Source organism: Streptomyces sp. NBC_00490 (assembly GCF_036013645.1).
In the GTDB taxonomy this organism is placed as follows: Bacteria; Actinomycetota; Actinomycetes; order Streptomycetales; family Streptomycetaceae; genus Streptomyces; species Streptomyces canus_F.
Window position 1 is genome coordinate 2003895 of record NZ_CP107869.1, and the last position, 18895, is coordinate 2022789.

The 18895-nt window shown below is 72.4% G+C and carries 14 protein-coding genes; 8 read left to right on the top strand and 6 right to left on the bottom strand.

The genetic code is table 11. The annotated features are described in order from the left end of the window. Nucleotides 1–135: 135 nt before the first annotated feature. The 4 genes from OG381_RS08955 (at nucleotide 136) to exaC (ending at nucleotide 4809) form a co-directional block, all read left to right on the top strand. Complete coding sequence (locus OG381_RS08955; protein ID WP_327715591.1) at nucleotides 136–1149, top strand: acetamidase/formamidase family protein; 1014 nt, start codon at nucleotides 136–138, stop codon at nucleotides 1147–1149. A 43-nt stretch (nucleotides 1150–1192) separates the two neighbouring features. After that, the gene (locus tag OG381_RS08960) at nucleotides 1193–1798 is read left to right on the top strand and encodes an N-acetylmuramoyl-L-alanine amidase (RefSeq protein WP_327715592.1); all 606 of its coding nucleotides are present in this window, start codon (nucleotides 1193–1195) and stop codon (nucleotides 1796–1798) included. Between the two features lie 90 nt (nucleotides 1799–1888). Beyond that, nucleotides 1889–3169 (top strand): GAF domain-containing protein, encoded by a 1281-nt coding sequence (locus OG381_RS08965; RefSeq protein WP_327715593.1) that lies wholly within the window; start codon nucleotides 1889–1891, stop codon nucleotides 3167–3169. Nucleotides 3170–3285: 116 nt separating this feature from the next. Further along, nucleotides 3286–4809 carry an acetaldehyde dehydrogenase ExaC gene (gene exaC / locus OG381_RS08970; RefSeq protein WP_327715594.1) on the top strand — a complete coding sequence of 508 codons (1524 nt, stop codon included), beginning with the start codon at nucleotides 3286–3288 and terminating at the stop codon, nucleotides 4807–4809. Nucleotides 4810–4888: 79 nt separating this feature from the next. On the opposite strand, the gene OG381_RS08975 is transcribed toward exaC, so the two are convergent. Beyond that, nucleotides 4889–5314 (bottom strand): hypothetical protein, encoded by a 426-nt coding sequence (locus tag OG381_RS08975; protein ID WP_327715595.1) that lies wholly within the window; start codon nucleotides 5312–5314, stop codon nucleotides 4889–4891. Between the two features lie 113 nt (nucleotides 5315–5427). Between OG381_RS08975 and OG381_RS08980 the strand changes: the two genes are divergently transcribed. Genes OG381_RS08980 through OG381_RS08995 form a run of 4 tightly spaced genes read left to right on the top strand, consistent with a single transcriptional unit; the run spans nucleotide 5428 to nucleotide 10927 of the window. Beyond that, complete coding sequence (locus OG381_RS08980) at nucleotides 5428–6789, top strand: hypothetical protein (RefSeq protein ID WP_327715596.1); 1362 nt, start codon at nucleotides 5428–5430, stop codon at nucleotides 6787–6789. Continuing rightward, on the top strand, nucleotides 6789–8000 hold the full coding sequence (locus OG381_RS08985; protein WP_327715597.1) for a hypothetical protein: 1212 nt from the start codon (nucleotides 6789–6791) through the stop codon (nucleotides 7998–8000). Before OG381_RS08980 ends, OG381_RS08985 begins: the two co-directional genes overlap by 1 nt. 3 nt (nucleotides 8001–8003) lie before the next feature. Further along, on the top strand, nucleotides 8004–9665 hold the full coding sequence (locus OG381_RS08990; RefSeq protein WP_327715598.1) for a hypothetical protein: 1662 nt from the start codon (nucleotides 8004–8006) through the stop codon (nucleotides 9663–9665). A gap of 56 nt (nucleotides 9666–9721) precedes the next feature. Continuing rightward, a complete protein-coding gene (locus tag OG381_RS08995; protein ID WP_327715599.1) occupies nucleotides 9722–10927 on the top strand; it encodes a CHAT domain-containing protein in 1206 nt (401 codons plus the stop codon). Here the strand turns inward: OG381_RS08995 and OG381_RS09000 are convergent. From OG381_RS09000 to OG381_RS09020, 5 genes are all read right to left on the bottom strand, one after another. Beyond that, nucleotides 10920–11795, bottom strand: coding sequence for a DUF3592 domain-containing protein (locus OG381_RS09000; RefSeq protein ID WP_327715600.1), 876 nt, complete (start codon nucleotides 11793–11795; stop codon nucleotides 10920–10922). The two genes, OG381_RS08995 and OG381_RS09000, sit on opposite strands and share 8 nt — an antisense overlap. Before the next feature lie 89 nt (nucleotides 11796–11884). Beyond that, a complete protein-coding gene (locus OG381_RS09005; protein WP_327715601.1) occupies nucleotides 11885–12838 on the bottom strand; it encodes an SMI1/KNR4 family protein in 954 nt (317 codons plus the stop codon). 111 nt (nucleotides 12839–12949) lie between these two features. Next, nucleotides 12950–15913: a hypothetical protein gene (locus OG381_RS09010; protein WP_327715602.1), complete on the bottom strand. Its 2964-nt coding sequence runs from the start codon at nucleotides 15911–15913 to the stop codon at nucleotides 12950–12952. 2 nt (nucleotides 15914–15915) lie between these two features. Further along, nucleotides 15916–17751 carry an HSP90 family protein gene (locus tag OG381_RS09015; RefSeq protein WP_327715603.1) on the bottom strand — a complete coding sequence of 612 codons (1836 nt, stop codon included), beginning with the start codon at nucleotides 17749–17751 and terminating at the stop codon, nucleotides 15916–15918. Between the two features lie 108 nt (nucleotides 17752–17859). Further along, a complete protein-coding gene (locus OG381_RS09020) occupies nucleotides 17860–18846 on the bottom strand; it encodes a hypothetical protein (protein WP_327715604.1) in 987 nt (328 codons plus the stop codon). Nucleotides 18847–18895 lie beyond the last annotated feature (49 nt).

Sequence of the window (18895 nt, forward strand, 5' to 3'; positions counted from 1 at the left end):
ACAGGTCGCAGGCCGTCCACCGGAACCCGCCGCGTCCTTCTGCCCAACCCGCAAGCGCCGTAACGTGATGCCCGCGAGTCGCTCCAGCCGGTGCGGCATCCGCCTCCCCTGGTGCCGAAACGGAGCAGTGCAGCCATGAGCGACCCCCGGATCCTGACCGTTCGGCCCGAACCGGGCGAGTACGCCTGGACGTTCGGCGGTGCGCCGCCCGTGGCACGCATCGCGCCCGGCACGGTTCTCGACCTGTTCACCGAGGACTGCTTCGCCGGACGGGTGCGGTCCGAGAAGGACCTGGTCTCCGAAGTGTGCGAGTTCCCGTTCCTGAACCCGCAGACCGGTCCCTTCCACGTGGAGGGCGCCGAGCCGGGCGACACGGTCGCCGTGCACTTCGTGTCGATCGAGCCGGCCCGGGACTGGGCCGCGTCCACCACGGTCCCCCTCTTCGGCGCGCTCACCTCGACCCCGACCACGGCCACTCTGCAACCGCCGCTCCCGGAGACCGTCTGGATCTGGCAGCTGGACCGGGCCCGCCGCACCGCGCTGTTCCGGGCACACGACAGCGACTTCGAGGCCGAGCTGCCCCTGGACCCGATGCACGGCACCGTCGGAGTGGCCCCCGCCAACCTGGAGGTCCGCTCGGCGCTGGTGCCCGACGCGCACGGCGGGAACATGGACACACCGGAGATGCGGGCCGGCGTCACCTGCTACCTCGGTGTGAACGTCGAGGGCGCACTGCTCAGCCTCGGCGACGGACACGCCCGGCAGGGCGAGGGCGAGACCTGCGGGGTCGCCGTCGAGTGCGCGATGAACACCGTCGTGATCGTGGAGCTGCTGAAGGGGATCGCGACACCCTGGCCACGCATCGAGTCGGACACCCACATCATCTCGACGGGGTCGGCGCGGCCGCTGGAAGACGCGTTCCGCATATCCCAACTCGATCTGGTGCGGTGGCTGGTGCGCGACTACGGGTTCAGTGAACTGGACGCGTACCAGTTCGCGACCCAGGCCGTGGAATCACCGCTGGCCAATGTGTGCGACACCAACTACACATGCGTGGCGAAGATCCGCAAGCAGTGGCTGCCCGTACGGGAGACGCACCGTGGTGTGCACGCGCGGCTGAGGGAGATCGCGGCAACCGTCCGTCCCTGACCCGCGTCTCGGTCAACAACGCACCTCCGAAAGGCGATCGTCCATGGAAGGGACAAGGCCGCTGCCGAGCAGACGACGGCTCCTGAAGGGCGCCGCCCTCACCGTCGTCCCGTACGCGCTGCTGCCGGAGGCGCGCGCCGGAGCGGACACCCACGCCGTCGACCACCCGCTCGCCGAGTGGCAGCCGGCGACGTCCGCCAACCGCACCTCGGCGAACCGCCCGACGAGCCACCCGATCGACCTCGTGATCATCCATGTGACGCAGACGAGCTACCGCAAGACCCTGGGCGTCTTCCGGAGTCCCGGGAAGCAGGTGTCCGCCCACTATGTGGTCCGTTCCCGGGACGGCAACATCGCGCAGTGCGTCCGCGAGGCCGACATCGCCTGGCACGCGGGGAACTGGGACTACAACACGCGCAGTATCGGCATCGAGCACGAAGGATGGGTGGACCGCCCCGCGTACTTCACCGACGTCCTGTACGAACAGTCGGCGCGGCTGACCGCCGACGTCTGCGCCAAGTACGCGATCCCGACGGACCGGGCGCACATCATCGCCCACTACGAGGTGCCGGGTTCGGACCACACCGACCCCGGGCCGCACTGGGACTGGGAGCGCTATATGGGGCTGGTCGAGCGCGCCGGGCAGTGACGTCGTTCGGGTGACGCCGGTCGAAAAGGTTGTCCGCGCGCGTACCGGGAGTGACGATGTGTTCAGCCGCATCGCCTTTCGGAGGCCGAGTTGACCGATCCGTGGGTGGCCCTGGAGCCGGGGGCCGACCCCGCCGAGCGTGCGCGGATGCTGCGCCTCGCGCACGAGACGTTCACCGAGGCGGGCACCGTGCCGCGGCCGGTGCGCCCGGTGGTGGCGGACTCGTGGCGGCGTTCCGCGCGGGCCGGTGTCGGGCCCGACGGGAGCGCGAGCGTCGAGCTCATGGACGGCGACCTCGGTGTCTATCGGGCCGAGCATCCGCTGGCCCGGGTGATGCCGCTCTTCCGTGAACTGCTGGGCACGTTCGCGGCCGACGGGGAGCATCTGCTCGCGGTGTGCGACGCGCACGGCAGGCTGCTGTGGGTCGAGGGGCATGCGTCGACCCGGCGGCAGGCGGGGCTGATGAACTTCGTGCCGGGGGCGCGGTGGGCGGAGACCGCGGTCGGGACCAACGCGCCGGGGACGGCGGTGGCACTCGACCGGCCGGTGCAGGTGTTCGCCGCCGAGCACTTCATCCGGCGGGTGCAACCGTGGACCTGCGCGGCGGCTCCGGTGCACGATCCCCGTACCGGGCGGGTGCTGGGTGCCGTGGACATCACCGGCGGGGACGGGCTCGCGCATCCGCACAGTCTGGGCTTCGTCCAGGCGGTCGCGCGCGCCGCGGAGTCCCATCTGGCCCTGCTCGTCCCGGAGACGCCCGCGGCCGACCTGCCCGAACTGACCGCGCTGGGCCGGGACGAGGCCCAGCTGGCCACGGGGGGCCGCCGGATCAGGCTGAGCCGCCGGCACAGCGAGATCATGGTGCTGCTGACCCGTCATCCGGAGGGGCTGACGGGCGACGAGCTGTTGTGCGCGCTGTACGAGGACGAGTCGGTGACGCCGGTGACGCTGCGCGCCGAACTGGCCCGGCTGCGCAGGGTTCTCGGCCCCGGCCTGCTGGCCTCGCGCCCCTACCGGCTCACCGTGCCGGTCGAGTCCGATGTCTCCGTCGTGGAGCGGCGGCTGGAGACCGGTGCGGTCACGGCGGCGGCGACGGCGTACTCCGGTCCGCTGCTGCCCGCTTCGCAGGCCCCCTCGGTGGTGCGTCTCAGGCACCGTCTCGCCGACGGCCTCCGTACGGCGCTGATCGTCCGCCGCGACCCGGATCTGCTGGCGGACTGGGCGCACACGCCGTGGGGCGAGGACGACTTCGAGGTGTGGCGGGCCCTGGTGGCGGCCCGTCCGACCGCGGCGGCGCGCTCGCGCCTGGCGGCGCTGGAGGCGGAGCTGTCGGCACCGGGCGTACGGCGCCGGGGAGTCGCGACACCGTAGACACTCCGGCCCGGTCCCTGAAGCCGACGGCAACGTAGTTGCAACGTCCCCGTCCCTAGCCTCGCGCAGAGAGCTGCCCAACGGGGGGCAGCGCTGCTGCAGGGAGGCAGACCAGCATGACCCGTTACGCGGCGCCCGGCACCGAAGGCGCGATCGTCTCCTACCAGGCGCGCTACGACCACTTCATCGGCGGCGAGTACGTACCGCCGGCCCGTGGGCAGTACTTCGAGAACCCCTCGCCGGTCAACGGGCAGCCGTTCACCGAGGTCGCGCGCGGCACGGCGGAGGACGTGGAGCGGGCGCTCGACGCGGCACACGCGGCGGCCCCGGCGTGGGGCCGTACGTCGGTGACCGAGCGCTCCGCCATCCTGCTGAAGATCGCCGACCGTATGGAGGCGTATCTGGAGCCGCTGGCCGTCGCGGAGAGCTGGGAGAACGGCAAGCCGGTGCGCGAGACGCTGGCGGCCGACATCCCGCTCGCCATCGACCACTTCCGCTACTTCGCGGGGGCGATCCGCGCACAGGAGGGCTCGCTCGGCGAGGTCGACGACGACACGGTGGCCTACCACTTCCACGAACCGCTCGGCGTGGTCGCGCAGATCATCCCGTGGAACTTCCCGATCCTGATGGCGGTGTGGAAGCTCGCCCCCGCCCTCGCCGCGGGCAACGCGGTCGTCATCAAGCCGGCCGAACAGACCCCGGCGTCCATCCACTACTGGATGAGCCTGATCGCCGACCTGCTGCCGCCGGGCGTGGTCAACATCGTCAACGGCTTCGGCGTGGAGGCGGGCAAGCCGCTCGCGTCCAGCCCGCGGGTCGCGAAGGTGGCCTTCACCGGCGAGACCACGACGGGGCGGCTGATCATGCAGTACGCCTCGGAGAACATCAAGCCGGTCACACTCGAACTCGGCGGCAAGTCCCCCAACATCTTCTTCGACGACGTGTGGGCGCACGACGACGACTTCCGCGACAAGGCCCTCGAAGGCTTCACCATGTTCGCCCTCAACCAGGGCGAGGTGTGCACCTGCCCGTCCCGGGCCCTGGTCCAGCGCGGCCACTACGCCGAGTTCCTTCAGGCGGCGGTCGCCCGCACCGAACTGATCAAGCCGGGCCACCCCCTCGACACGGACACGATGATCGGCGCCCAGGCCTCCAACGACCAGCTCGAGAAGATCCTCTCCTACCTCGACATCGGCCGGCAGGAAGGCGCGAAGATCCTCACCGGCGGCCAGCGCATCGAGTACGACGGCGAGTTGAAGGGCGGCTACTACGTCCAGCCGACCATCTTCGAGGGCGACAACCGGATGCGGATCTTCCAGGAGGAGATCTTCGGACCGGTCGTCTCCGTCGCGTCCTTCGACGACTTCGACGACGCCATCAAGATCGCGAACGACACCCTGTACGGCCTCGGAGCAGGCGTCTGGACCCGCGACATCAACACCGCCTACCGCGCCGGCCGCGCCATCCAGGCAGGCCGCGTCTGGACCAACTGCTACCACGCCTACCCGGCCCACGCCGCCTTCGGCGGCTACAAGCAGTCCGGGATCGGCCGCGAGACGCACAAGATGATGCTGGACCACTACCAGCAGACCAAGAACCTGCTCGTTTCCTACAGCCCGAAGAAGCTCGGCTTCTTCTAGAGCCTGAAGTCGGTTGCCTGGAGGCATCGTTGCGCTCCGGGCAACCCGACGCGATAAAACACCGCGTACGGCGATGTCGTCACGGCGTCGCCCCGTCGCCCGCGTAGAGGTAACCGCCGGGGTTGGCGGGGTCCGCGATCAGGAGTACCTGGTCACCGGCGCGGGGGATGCGCAGTTTCGAGACGAGGGTCTGGAGGGTGATCGGGTCGGCGGTGGCGCCGGTCAGCTGGAGGACCAGGTCGACGACCGGGTCGAAGTTGACCAGCTTGCCGGTGTCGCTGATCGACACGACGACGGCGGGCGTCGTCGGTACGCCCATGGCGAGCAACTGCCGCACAGCGGCTCCGGAGTTGTACGTGCCGATCGTCTGCTGGAGCTTGGCGTAGTCCTCGCCGCCGAGCGTCGCGCGCGTCATCCGGCCGTAGAACCCCTTGCCGCCGGCCACCTGCTCCACGATCTTGGCGGCCTTCTCCTCGCGGCTCTTGCGCTTGCCGAAGATTCCCATGCTGTGCCTGCCCTTCCGGTCCGTTCTGCCTGGTGGTGTGGACGTTAGGAGGCGGGCAGCGCCTACCGATCCCAGGTTCGACCACCAGTTCCCCCAGGACGTACGCTCTGCCCATGCCGTCCCCGAGCCAGCCGTCGACCGGGCGGCGCCGTCCGCGCGCCATGGTCATCGACACGGCGTGGCGCGGTCTCGGGCCGGCCCCCCGGGCGCTGAGCGGGCCCGGTGGCGCGCCGTTGACCCGGACGGTCAAGCTGATCGTGCTGCCGCTGATCGTCCGGCCCGCGCTGCGTCCGGAGCTCGCCGCCGACTTCCTCGACGTGCGGGAGGCGAAGCAACTCGACGCGCTGATACGGGAGTCCGGTGCGGTTCTGGAAGCGACGGCACAGTGGTTCACGCTGCTGAAGAAGACCCGCCGGGCACTGGGCATCGTGGCGGGCAACCCCCAGGACCTGTACTTCCAGCGGTGCTTCGAGCTGGCGACCGAGCACGGGGCGCCGGGGCCCGGCGCGGACGCGGTGGCCAGGGCGGTACTCGAAGACGTCGTGGACGCTTCCGGCGGACGGACGGTGGAGGCGCTCAAAGAGCATCTGGCGGACGCCGGCCGGTTCGCCCGGCTCGACGCCGAGTTGGCAGCGGCTTGGGAGGGACGCGAAGCGGTACCGGGCACCGCCGATACGGGCCTGGCGGCCGAGGTCCTCGACGCCTGCGGTGCGGCGGAGGCCGATTCACCGGCCTTCGCCGCCATGGTCCGGGCCCGGCACGGCAGCCGGCTCGGGCGAGCCCTGTGGGCGGCGCACCCGGCCGACATCTGGGACCGCGCCGACGTACCCCCGCACCTCGGACTGACCGCGCACCGGGTGCCCCCACGCCCCGAGGTCGGCCGGAGCGCCTCGACCGCCACACTCCCCGCGCCGTTCGACCGCACGCTCTTCGAACGGCTCTTCACCGTGCTCCAGGCGTCGACCCACCGCGAGCAACTGCCGACCGTGCCGGAGCTCGTCCGGCGGGAGGTCGGCCGCAGCTGCGCCCCGCTGGGCCTGTACGACGAGAGCCTGCGCGTCGCCGTCGTCCTCGGCGGCCGCCTCGCGGTGGGCCTCGATCCGCTGGGCGCCGGGACCCCTGTGGCGGGGTCGACGACGGCGCACCGCATCGTCAACAGCCGCTGGCAGCGGGAGGCTTCGGTCCTCCGAGCCCGCAGGATGACCCTCTCCCCCCGCCCCGATCCGGACGGCGGTGTGCTGAACGCCCTCGCCCAGGACCTGCGCACCCCGTGGGCGGCGTACATGCGGCGCCTTTGGGTACGGCTGCACGGGCGCGACGTCCGCGACGCGGCACTGCCCGACGCGGCATCGGCCTGGGGCGTGCTCGACGGGGTCGCCCGCTCGGTGATGATGGACCACCGCGCACGAGTCCGTACCGCACTGCGCACCCTGTCGGCGGACGCCGAGCCCGCAGCCGAGCCGAGGAGCGCGTGATGCCTGAACGGCGCGGTGCCATCACGCGAGCCGAGGACCGCACCGTACACATCGCGGGGCAGCCCTCCGCCGGTCCCCCCTTCACCCGGGCCGTCCTCGACGTCGCGGGCGCCGTCCTGACCTGGCCCGTCCTAGGCCCAACAGGACTGCCGGCGGCGGAGATCCACGACGTGGGCCAGGCCCAGCAGTGGCTGTGGGCGGTCTACGGCGAGCGTACGGCCGCCGCTGTCGACGCCGTCGCGTCGGGAACGCCGGCCGCCGAGCTGACGCTGCCCGAGCAGCCGACCGCGCTCGCCGAGGCCGCCGCCCGCCTCGCCCTCGGACACTGGGCGGCCCGCTGGTGGCCGACGTCGCACCTGGACGGGATTCCGGCGCTCGAACCGGACGTGCTGGGCCTTGAGCTGGCCGCACTGACCCACGCGTGCCAGCAACTCCTCGACCCGTCAGGGGAGTTGGAGGGCACCGAGCTGCTGGAGGAGCACCTGGCCGCGCTCGACCCGCTGATCCGTTGGCGGCGGTCGGCGGCCCCGCCTCGCCAACTGGAGCGTGTCCTGCGGCTGATCGACGACGCGGCCGACAACGTCGGGCTGGACGGGGAGGCACTACGGCGCCTTCGGTCGGCCCTGGAACAGGACCACCGGCCGACCGCCGCACCGCTCGACCTCGCCGAACTCTTTGCACGGCCGAAGGAGTTCGCCCTCGCGGCGGGCAGCCTTCGCACCGCGACCGACCGCGTGATCGCCCGGGGTTCGGGGACCAACGACTGGTGTCGCTATCCCCCCGGCTTCGTCGACGCGTCCGAGGGCGCCGTGTCCTGGACGGCGTACGCGCTCGGCGCCGGGCGGCGGATCGAGGTCGAGGTCGTCGCCGACATCGCGGCCCCCGTGGGCGGGGCGCATCTCGCGGCGGAGGTCCACGTGGACGGCCGCCCGTCGGACCGCGTTCGGCTGGCCAGGCGGGACGACGTGTGGAGCGGCCGGGCGGACCTGGACGTCCCGGCCTCGACGACGCCAAGCATCGAAGTCGGCATCCTGCTGCCGGGGTTCGACCCGGGACCGGACGCCGATGACTGTGCGGCACGTGAGGCGGTACGAGCCCTGGCCCGGCACCGGCTCGGCGTCGCGGCGGCACCGGACGACAGCGAGGCCGCACGCCCGGACCCGTTCCTCGCCGAGATCGCCGCTGCCACTGCCGTGGAGGAGGACTTCTAGCCCATGCCGGAAGACCCGCAAGACCCGCAGGACCTGGGAGACCCGGACCACGCGGCGGACCAGGCAGAGCAGACGGCGGGGCTCAGCTACGGCGAGCCCTTCGACAGCGGCTTCGCGCTCGCCGAACGCCATCAACTCACCCCGGATCTCCCGGCGGCGCTGGCCGTCTACGGCGAACTCCTCGCCGTGGCCGAGTCGTTCGAGGACTCCCCCGACGTACAGCTGCTGCGCGGGCACCTGTTGTCCGACAGCGGGACGGTTCAGCTCGCGGCCACGGACCTGCCCGGAGCAGCTCTGTCCATCGGGCGGTCCCTCGATCTGGTGCGGGGCATCGCGTCCGTGCCGATGGGACCGAACGGCCGCCGGCTGTGGCAGGAGGTCCTGCTGAAGACACTGCTGGCCAAGGTGGAACTGCTGCGCAGGACCGGGCGGTTCGACGAGGCGCAGGAGGTGATGGACGAGGCGACGGCCCTGTTGTCGGAGTTCGACGACCCCGAGGGACTGCGCACCGCCGAGACCGGCCTGAGCCGGGTGCATCTGCTGATGGACCGCAGCGCGTGGGGCGCGGCCGAGGAACTGGCCTCCGCGCTGTTGGCCGACGCGCCGCCGACCGAGCCGTATCTGCTGGACTGTCTGGGGGTCGTCTGCGCCTCGACCATGCGGTTCGAGCAGGCGGAGGACTACTTCGCCCGCGCGGAGGAGGCCTATCTGACGCTGGGCCACCACGCGGGGCGTCAACAGGTGCTCTCCCACCGGGCGTACGCGGCGCTGCGGGCCGGCGACCTCGACCGAGCGGAGGAGTTGTACGCGGAGGCCGCCGAGATCTTCGAACGGCAGGGTCAGGCCGAGGACTTGGCGGTCTGCGAACAGGCCCGGGCCGCGATCGCCGCACACCGCGGGGACGCGGCCGGCGCTGCCGCCCTGACGGCGTCCAGCCTGGCCCGCTTCCAGCAGGTCGGTGCCGCGATCGCCGCCGCCGACACCATGCTGATGGGCGCCCGGCACGCGTACGAGCGGGGTGACATCGACGAGATGAAGCGGCTCGCCCAGGGCGCGCGGGATGTGTACCAGGAGCGCGGGGTGTACGAGCGGTGCGCCCAGGTGGACCTGATGCTCGCGCGAACGCTTGAGGACAACCTGAACCGGACCGACCACGGCGTCCACGAACGCGCCTCGCTCGCCAACGCTCTGTCCCTCGCCCTGCCCGCCGCCCTGACGCTGGAGGCGGCCCGCTACGACTTCGCCACCGCCCACGCCCGCAGCCAGTGGCTCCAACTGGCCGACGAGGCTATGCAGTTGGTTTTCCGGCTGGCCCTCCGCGGCAACGACCAGGGGCTGATCTTCGAGCTGGTGGAACACCGGTGCGCGGGCGCCTCTCTGGCTCTGAGTCGTGCGGGTACCGCCGACAAGACGGCGGCGGTCTTCCCGGACGCCGCCATGAAGACGTACGCCCCCGGTGACGACGCTCCCCTGACGCTGGGCGGCATCGCGGCCGAGGCCGCCGCCTCCGTCGGCCTGCGGGTCGCACCGCCACCGAAGATCGTGATGTCGGCGGAGGCGGGCGGCCGTACCGCGCTCCAGGAGTACGTCCAGGCAGCCGAGTTCCGCTATCACCGGCGGATCGTGAGCGAGGAAGAGGTGCCGTTCTGTCCGCCGACGATCTGACCGACGCGAACCGTCCGGTCGTCCAGGTCCGCCTCGCCGACGCCGGTGACCTGCACATGACCTGGACTTGGGTCCGTGGGGCACAGGGCTTCGGCACCGGGTACGCCCCGGGGCCGGACGTGGACGAGGCCGTCCGCGCGCTGGCCGCCGAACTGCCGGGCGGCGGCGCGGAAGGCATGCGGCGCGTGTTCGAGTCCGGCGCGCTGGCCACGTACGAGGGAGAGCGCCGCCTCTCCCGCCTGCTGGCCGAGGTGCTGTGGCCGCCGGGCCTGACCGACCAGATCCGCCAGGTGTCCGCACACCTGGGCCGTCCGCTGATGCGAATCCAGCCGTCGCCCCGGGTCGCCCAGGTCCCGTGGGAGCTGCTCGCCGTGGACGGTGACGACAGCGACGTACGGCTGATCGACCTCGTGGACATCGCCACCACGGCACCGGCATCGCTACGACGGGCAGGCACCACCCCGACCGATCAGGACCCGGACCCGGACGCCGTGGTTCTCGTCCTGGACCCCCGCGTCCCCGGCTTCCGCGCCGACTCCCCGCTCGGCTCGGTCCTGGGGCAGCCCGGCTCGGACCCGGCGCTGCTGTCCCTCGTACAGCGCAGGCTCGACGCGGGCACCGTCGTTCCGTCCGTCGCCACCCCCGCCGAGGCCTTCCGCCGCACCGACCTCGACCGTGACTGGCTGGGCGAGGCGCTGCGCAAGGGTGCCCGTCGCCTGATGTACGTCGGTCACGTCAGCGGCGCCCCCGTCGAGGGCGGGCAGAGTGAGGACGTCACCCTCCATCTGTGCTGCGGCCCGGAGACCACGGGGATGACCGAACCGGTGCGCACCCACCGCCCGTTGTCCGCCAAGGACCTTCTCCTCGGCACGCTCCCGCTGCGCGCGGACGGTGTGCCGGGCGCTCACCTCTGGCCCGCACCGCCGCGCGTCGCGCTGATCGCCTGCGAGAGCGGCGGCGATCTCCGCTTCGCCGAGTCCTTCGGCCTGGCGACGGCGATGATCCACAACGGCGCCCACCTGGTCACCGCCACCCGCTGGGTGCTCCCCACCAGCTTCGCCTTCCACCGCCTGGCCGGTCTGCCTCCGTCCGTACGGCCCCTCACGGAGGCCGTGGTCGCCGTGGACGCGGCCCACGAGGACCACGACCCGGTCGGCCGTCTCGGAGCCTGGCAGCGAGAGCGGCTCGACCGGTGGCGCGCCGACGGCCGGATCGAGCACTCGCCCCTCCTGTGGGCGGCCCTGACCTGCATCGTCAGGTGAGGGGCCAGGGGTGGTGGAGGCAGTAACCGCCCACCCCGACCAGGGCGGTCCCGGTGACCAGCAGGGTCGCGACGAACCTGATGTGCGACGTGCGCTCACGGCGTTCGTGGTCGGGGTCGGCGGTGAAGAGGGACGGATCGGCGGGCGCGTAACGGAGGGGGATGTCGCGGCCGAGGGACCCGGCGATGTTCCGGATGCCCTGTGCGCACAGCGCGGTGACCTCGACGCCGTCGTGGGTGGTGAAGGCGACGACGGAGGCGTGGCTGACGCTCTCGCCGCCTTCGCCGTCGGAGTGGACATCCCTGGTGACGGCGACCACGCGGCCCTGGACGGTGACGCCCTCGGCCAGTTGAGCGGCGCGGGCGCGGACGTGCTCGCCGTCCCGGCTCAGCGCGACGACGAGGAGCAGCAGGCCACCGACGCAGATCAGCCCCCACTGCCAGCCCCACGCGAAGAACGACTGGACGACCAGTCCCAACACCAGCAGGATCACCATGCAGTTCGGCCCGCCGGTCCCGGAGGCCCGCCCCTCGCTGTCCAGCATGAGATGGAACCGCTCCGGCCGCCGCCGCGGGAACCGGACCGGGAACTCCTGCCCCACCCAGGCCACTTGTACCCGTTCACCACGCCTGTTGTCGTGCCGCAGCCTGAACTCCCGTCCGGTGCCGGGGTCCTGGTACACGATCGTCACCGGTATCCCGTGGTTCCCCGACTCACCGTGGCCCGGCGGATGCACCTCCACGACCCGAGCCGTCACCCACACCGCCCGCTGCGGCCGCGTCAACCCGGCCAGCGAACAGGCGTAACCCACCAATGCCAGCCCCGCGGGCACCGTCCACCACAGCCCGAGCATCTTCTGCAGGTCCATGCGGCGAGGCTCTCGCTGCCGGGACTCCTACCGATCCCAGGTTCGGGTCGGGCCGGACATGCGAGGCGGTCTGACGTCGGCTGCCGGTGTCAGCCCGTCAGGGGCTGCCACCTGTCCTCCCGCGCTGGGTCGATGCTGCTGAGCCACACCAACGTCCCACCGATCAGACCCGGCTTGTCCCGCGCGGCCAGGGCCGGGAACTCCAGCGTGTCGGCCATCTCTTCCAGATAGGTGACCAGGGTGTCGCGTTCCTCGTCCGGCTCTTCGTGGTAGCGGGACCAACGGCCCAGGAAGCCGGTCGCGGCGTCCAGATACAGGCCCGAGGTGTGATCGGTCGGCCCGAGGGCGATCACCGGAATCCAGGTGGCCCGCCACACCGTGACCCGCTCCTCCTCGGGGCGACCGGAGTTGAGGGGGTCCTTCTGGGCCTGCGCGGCGGTCTTCATGCGGTAGAGGGCGCTCACGGCCTCCAGGGTCATCAGGGCCTTGTTGCCCGGAAGGCAGCCCCAGCCGTGGGCTCCGTCGTCGCCCGCCGTCAGCAGCCACAGGGCGCGCAGTTCCACGGGTAACCGGATGCCGAGGTCACCTTCCACGGCGGCGACGGCAGCGGCGCTCGCGCCGGACCGAAGGGCCGCGAGGGAGTCGGGGGCGTTGGCCCGGAGCCGGCCGGTGATGCGCCGCCAGGCGTCCGCGACCTCCCGTACGGTGACCGCCTCGGCACCGGGAACGGCGGGCCGCTCCTGATGCCGCCCCTGCGGTTCCTGCCGGTCGGGGTCGTCGGCGGCGGGCCGGCCGAAGGAGGCCGGGGTCACGTACCGGATCTCCAGCCGGTCGGGCTCGCGAACGTAGCCGACGGCCAGGGCGGGGCAGTCCTCGAAGAGGTCGCCGTCGATCATCACGGTGAGGATGCCGGGCAGAGCCGAGGGCTCTCCCATGTCCGGGTCGTCCGCCAGCCGGCCGGCCAGGACCTTCAGCGCATAGGGCACACCCTCTCCGAGCTGGGAAGCGGTCTCACGGACGTGCGGGGCGATCTCGATGTTCACGGCCTGATGCTCCTTGCGGATCGGGGGACACAGCCCTTCACACGGGAGGGCGCGGAACCCGGCGGTGGCTCGGACGTGCCCGCCGCACGTCCACGCCGGGCGCCCCTCGCGTCACTCCTCGTCGCGCAGTCGGGCCGCCAACGCGGTCAGGGGCTCGGTCTCCTCGGTGTGGCCCAGGGCGGTCAGGTGGGAGACGGCCGCGTCGAGGCGGGTGAGGGCGGGGGCGAGGCGTTCCAGGTAGATGCCCTCCACGGCGCCCGCGAGGCGGACGCACTCGGCCCATTCCCCGGCGTCGTCGTCGCGTCCCGGCTCGCCGAGCAGGGCGAGGGCCTTGTCCAGGGCGGTCAGGGCGTCGTCGTACGCGCCGGCGTAGGCGTTGACCCGGCCGTGTTCGTAGGCCAGGGCGGTGTCCAGGGACCGGCCGTGGGCCTGGTAGTCGGCGGCGCGTGCCTCCTCCGCGACGCGGCCCGCGTCGGTGAGGAAGGCGAGCGCTTCGGTGAGGCCGTCGGGGCCCTGCTGCTGGGCCTGGAGGCGGGCGAGTTCGCGCAGGGAGTTGCTGAGGTGCTCGAAGCGCGGGGCCCGGGCGTGGGCGGCGAGGGCCTGGTCCGCGACTTCGCGGGCCCGCTCGAACTCGCCGGACTCGCCGAGGAGTACGGCGGTCTCCGCGGCGATCATGGCGTGGCTCCCCGGGTCGTCGTCCCAGCCGGCCGACTCGGCGGACAGGGCGACGAACTCCGCCGTGGCGGCCTTGAGGTCCTCCCCCGTGTGCAGCGCGCGGGCGCGGGTCAGCCGCAGCTGGGCGACGATCCGGTCGTTCAACTCCCCGCCGGTGACGTCCGGTTCGGCCAGCAGGGAGTCGAGCAGCGCGATGCAGTCCTCGATACGGCCCAGGTCGAGGCTGAGCTGGGCGGCGTTGGTGTAGGTGCAGAACGCGTCCGTCCGCTTGCCGCGGCGCAGTTCCAGTTCCGCGGAGCGCGTCAGATGCCGTAGCGCCTCTTCGGGGCGGCCCAGGTACATGCAGGCCTGGGCCAGGTCCCCGTGGAGGCGGGCGGTGTCGACGGTGTCGGCGGGCCAGTCCGCGGCCAGTCGCAGGGCCTCGGACAGGTCCGCGTGCGCGGCCTGCGCGTCCTGGAGGCCGAACTGGAACCGGCCGCGCATTCCGAGCGTGCGGGGCAGGTGCCAGGCGGGGCCCTGCGCCTTCAGCCGGTCGAGGAGCGCGTCGATCTCGGTGACCGCGGTGGGCAGGTTGCCGGAGATGGCGTGGGTGCTGGCCCGCAGCAGCAGGGCGCCGGAGATCTGCCCGTCGAGGGCGTGCCGGGTGGCGAACGCGTGCAGCGCGTCCACCTCGGCGAAGACGGGTGCGACATGGTCCTCTCTGCCCGAGGTCTGCAGGCGCAGGGCGAGCGCGGTCGCCCGCAGCCGCAGCAGGCGGGCCTCCTGGTACGGGGCGAGTCCGGGCGTCTCCTCGTGGAGGCGGACGATGGACGCGTGCGCGGCGGTCAGCGCCGCGGCCTTCGCCTCGGCTCCGTCGGCGCTCTCCCCTTCGCCGCTCTCCCCCTCGGCCCCCTCCGCGGGGATCTCGGCGGTGGCGAGCAGGGCGCAGGCGCGGGCGAGCGCCGCGTGACCCGGCAGTCCGGCGTCGTCGTACAGGGCCGCGGCCTCCTCGTGGAGGGCGGCGGCGTCGGCGAACTCGTCCTTCTCGCCCGCCCGGTTCCCTTCGTCGGCCAGCAGGTCGGCGCGCAGCCGCAGGAGCGAGCCCACGGCCGGGTCGTCGGGGTGGGTGTAGTCGCGGGCGGCCACGAGGGTGCGCAGCCGCGCCCAGCAGGCGACTGCGTCCGGGTGCCCCTCCTCGTCCGCCGCTCGCGCCCTGAGGATGAGTTCGGGCAGCGCTTCGGGGACGGCCGCGGCCGTACGGGCGACGGGCGCGGTGACCGGTGCCGGGGCCGCGTCGTCGAGGCTGCGGGGGCGCAGGGTCAGTTCCAGCGCGTCCAGGAGCGGGGCCCGGTCGAGACGGGCCCTGCGGCGGTCGGCGTGGGCGGTGGTTCCGTTGCGGGTGTCGAAGCGGGCGGCGAGGTCGTCGGCGCGCTTGCGGACCTCGGCGCGCAGGCCGGACACCGTCCAGGTGCGGCCCGCGTATCCGACGGTGGGCAGGTCGCCGCGGCCGAGGACTTCGACGCGCTGCAGGAGGACCTCCACGCCGGTGAGGAAGCCGAACTGGTCCAGTGGCGAGTCGACCTCGTCGAACAGGTTCCGGTTCTCGGCGAGCAGTTCCAGACCGCGTGCCTCGTTGCCGGTGAGCGCGCAGAACTCCAGGTGCCGGCCGACCTCCTCGGACATCGAGGGGTTGCGGCGGCAGGCGCGGTAGCCGACGAGGTGCAGTTCGCGGGCCCGGTCGGTGCGGCCGGTACGCAGCAGGGGCAGCAGCGCGTACGAGGCGGAGCGGGCCGGCTCCTCCTTGCAGGACTCCTTCCCGGCCAGGACGGGCTCCCAGGTGCGCAGGGCCAGCTCGTCGTCGCCCGCTCTGAGGTGGTAGCGGGCGCGCTGGCAGGTCTCGCAGGCCTCGCAGTCGCTGAGCCGGGTGCGGGTGCGGCTCGCCCACAACTCGTAGGCGAGGGCGGTGTCCTCGCCGACGTGGGCGGCGAGCTGGTACGCCTGTCCGTAGTAGGGCTGAAGGCCGAGGTCGGCCTTCTCGTACCGGTCGCGCATCTCCGTCAGCCACTGACGCAGGCTGGTCAGGGGTATCTCGGGCAGCTGACGCAGGGCGTGGGCCACCCACTTGAACCGCCAGAACAGCATGTGGCGCAGGCGTTCGTCGAAGATGTCGGGCTGCTCGTCGAAGAGGGTGAGCAGCCGCGCGAAGACGACCGGCGACTTCCGGGGTTCGGAGCCGTAGGTGTACGCCTCCTGGAGTTCGAGGAGGGCGTGGATGAGGGCGGCGGGGTCCTCGAACTGCTCGGCGGCGTCGGCGAGTTCCTCGGCGGTGACGGTGCGGGTGCGGCCGTACGGGCGCCGGTCGTTCTCCTGGAGCGCCTGGAACAGTTCGTCCGTGTTCTGGGGAAGGGGTGCGGTCGGCATCGTCAGCTGTCCTTGCGCAGGGCGTGGGCGAGAAGGTCGAGGAAGGAGCGGTTGATCAGGCTCGACTCGGCGGGCCTGAGCGGACGCCGGGACAGCATCGCGGCCTGTCCGTAGAGGGCTTCGGCGCTGGTGCGGGCCAGCTCGGGCTCGTCGATGGTGACGGCGGTACGCACCAGCGGGTTGAGCTGGTTGAGGATCAGCTGGGCTCGCGGCGCCTCCTGGCGCAGGGCGCCGAGGATGTCGCCCCACAGGCCGCCCTCCTGCTCCCGGGCGAGCTGGGAGCGGGTGCGTTCGTGCCTGGCCTCGCGGCTGTCGACCAGCAGGGCGGGTGCGGAGGCGGGCTGGAAGGTGCGCAGCGCGACGTCGCAATCGAAGACGGACAGGGCGTCGCGGGCCTGGGCGAGGTAGGCCGCGGCGGCCAGTTCCGTCTCCCGGTCGACGGGGTCGAGATGCGCGGTGAGGGTCGCCGGGTCGAGGTCGGCGACGCTGGCCTCGGGCCTGATCTCGGGCAGCCGGTGGACCAGTTCACGGTCGTAGGTGTAGCCGCCGTTGACGACGCCCAGTCCGGCCGCCGAGGCGATCGCCGCGACCTGTCGGAACTCCTCCACGCTCGACGTCACGAGCACCGTGCGGTGGGTGCGCGCGAACTCGTCGAGGGTGCAGTGGCCGTCGGTGGTCTCGAACGGCAGCCAGGGCAGCAGCATCCGCAGGATCTCGTCGTCGTGCACCGCGAGCGACTTGACGGCCAGGTGGTGGGCCTGGAGGAAGCGGTGGAGCAGGTCCGGGTCGCTGGCGGCGGCCCGGGCGATCCATGCGCGCAGCCGCTCGGCGAGGGCGTCGCGGACGGCGGCGAGGGTGTCGTCCTCGTACAGGGACTCGCGGGACGCCGTAGGCCGCAGGCTCTCGGCGTCGACGACGCAGCGGACGAAGAAGGCCCACTCGGGCAGGATCTCCTCGGCCTGCTCGGACAGCAGCATGCCCTTGACGTGCACCCGGTGGCCGTGACGGCGCCCGGCCGGGACCGCCTCGGGCAGCACGCACGCGATGCCCTTCAGACCCACGGCGGGCAGGTCCAGTTCGATGGTGTCCAGCGGCGTGAAGCCGAAGACCTCCTCGCCGTACGCGGCCAGGGCGCGGGAGCGGGCTCCGGGCGTGGGGTACGTACGCGACCAGGGCGCGGGCTCGGGGTTGACCGGTGCGCTCTCGCCCGTGCCGTCGTCGTAGGTCAGGGGGTGGCGCAGCAGGGAGCCGAAGTGCCGGGCCAGGGCGTGCACTTGGGCCGGGCGGGTCCACTCGCCCGCGTCGGCGCGCGGCGTCAGCGTGACGGTGGTGCCGGGCCGGGGGCGGGCGGAGGCGGGCAGGGTGCGGACGGTGTAGCTGCCGTCGCCGCGCCCCCGCCACTCCACGGCCGGGGCGTCCGGGGTGCGGGCGGAGCGGCTCAGGACGTGGATCTCGTCCGCGACCAGGAAGCAGGAGAGCAGGCCGATGCCGAACTGGCCGATGAAGTCGGCGCGTTGCTCGGCGATCCCCTCGGCGCGCTTGCTGCTGCGGCCGATCGTGGCGAGGAAGGTGTGTACGTCGTCCTCGGTGAGCCCGACGCCGTCGTCCTCGACGCGTACGACGGAGCCGTCCGCGTACAGGCGGATACCGAAGGCACCGTGGGGCTCGATGGCGTGCCGTGCGGTGAGGGCGTCGACCGCGTTCTGCATCAGTTCACGCAGGTAGACGCGGGGGCTGGAGTAGAGGTGGTGGGAGAGCAGGTCCACCAGGCCGCGGAGGTCGACCTGGAAGGTGCGGTCGGTGGCGGCTTGCTGGGCGGAGGTGTCGCGCAGGGGCATGAGGCAGTCCGGGGTCGAGGGAACGGCAGGAGTGGGCGGCGGTCCGCGGGACCGGCCGGGGACGGTCGTCGGCGGCGTGGCCGGTGCAACCGCGGTATGGCCGGTGGCTCAGAAGGCCTTGCGGAAGCGCGCGTACGCCTTCTCGGGGTCCGACATGAAGGTCCACGGCCACCGGGTGATCACACCCTCCAGCTCGCGGAAGACATTGGAGGCCGTGCTGCTGCCGGCCAGCGAGAGGGCCATGGCGAAGATGTTGTAGTCGCCCTGCCAGCCCAGGCGGCGCTCGTACGCGTGGTGCAGAATGCTGCGCTCCGCGGCCTCTCTCAACTCGGTCCGGATCCGCGGCTGTTGCAGGCACTCGCGGTCATCGGACTCCACCCACTCCTCGATATGTGCCATGGCGATGACACAGCCGAGCCGGTGCCCGTCGGGCGCGGCGGCGAAGGCCTTCCGGGCGAACTCCAGGGCCTGGCCCGGCTCTCCGCCCCAGCGGGGCTGCAGGTGCGACACCCACTCCAGATGGATGTCCAGGTTCAGCGGATCCCGGCGCAGACCCGCCGCGAGCCGGGTCTCCTGGACACTGTCGTCGACGGACATACCGCGTCCCGAGGTGAGCAGATGGCGCCACGGTGTGACCCAGTCGGGCCGCAGCTCGGCGGCCTCGAGCAGATGCTCCTCGGCGATGCGCAGCCGCTCGTAGAAGGTCTGCCACTGCTCGCGACCGACGTCCACGGCACGGGCGGACGTGCGTGCCTCCCAGCCCCAGGCGACATGGCGCGCACCCGATATCAGCAGTGCGGTCGCCCGGAGTTCCTTGTCGTCCCTGTCCTCCTCGGCGGCCCGGACGATCCACTCCTCCAGACCGTCCACATCGGTCAGTTGCCCCAGGACCGCCTGTTCGCGGCCGAGGTCGAAGGGGGCCAGCGCCGCCTTGACCGCCGACCAGTCGCCCGTGTCGGCCGCCTCGACCAGCGCGAGCACGCGCGCGTCCCCCAGCGCGCGCAACGCGTACGTCCCGTGCTTCTGCTTGCGCGGCGGAAGGGCATGCGAGTGCGCCGGTCTCTCCGCACTTCTCCCGAACAGCTTGCCCAACATGCCGTGCCCTCCCCTGGTCCCGCGTGATCGTCCGGTGCAGCATAAAGGG

What these genes read in the sequence shown, in the direction of transcription:
- OG381_RS08995 (WP_327715599.1), top strand. Translation starts at nt 9,722, where the DNA reads ATGACCTGGACTTGGGTCCGTGGGGCACAGGGCTTCGGCACCGGGTAC.
- OG381_RS08985 (WP_327715597.1), top strand. Translation starts at nt 6,789, where the DNA reads ATGCCTGAACGGCGCGGTGCCATCACGCGAGCCGAGGACCGCACCGTA.
- OG381_RS09020 (WP_327715604.1), bottom strand. Translation starts at nt 18,846, where the DNA reads ATGTTGGGCAAGCTGTTCGGGAGAAGTGCGGAGAGACCGGCGCACTCG.
- OG381_RS09000 (WP_327715600.1), bottom strand. Translation starts at nt 11,795, where the DNA reads ATGGACCTGCAGAAGATGCTCGGGCTGTGGTGGACGGTGCCCGCGGGG.
- OG381_RS09015 (WP_327715603.1), bottom strand. Translation starts at nt 17,751, where the DNA reads ATGCCCCTGCGCGACACCTCCGCCCAGCAAGCCGCCACCGACCGCACC.
- OG381_RS08990 (WP_327715598.1), top strand. Translation starts at nt 8,004, where the DNA reads ATGCCGGAAGACCCGCAAGACCCGCAGGACCTGGGAGACCCGGACCAC.
- OG381_RS09010 (WP_327715602.1), bottom strand. Translation starts at nt 15,913, where the DNA reads ATGCCGACCGCACCCCTTCCCCAGAACACGGACGAACTGTTCCAGGCG.
- OG381_RS08975 (WP_327715595.1), bottom strand. Translation starts at nt 5,314, where the DNA reads ATGGGAATCTTCGGCAAGCGCAAGAGCCGCGAGGAGAAGGCCGCCAAG.
- OG381_RS08955 (WP_327715591.1), top strand. Translation starts at nt 136, where the DNA reads ATGAGCGACCCCCGGATCCTGACCGTTCGGCCCGAACCGGGCGAGTAC.
- OG381_RS08960 (WP_327715592.1), top strand. Translation starts at nt 1,193, where the DNA reads ATGGAAGGGACAAGGCCGCTGCCGAGCAGACGACGGCTCCTGAAGGGC.
- exaC (WP_327715594.1), top strand. Translation starts at nt 3,286, where the DNA reads ATGACCCGTTACGCGGCGCCCGGCACCGAAGGCGCGATCGTCTCCTAC.
- OG381_RS08980 (WP_327715596.1), top strand. Translation starts at nt 5,428, where the DNA reads ATGCCGTCCCCGAGCCAGCCGTCGACCGGGCGGCGCCGTCCGCGCGCC.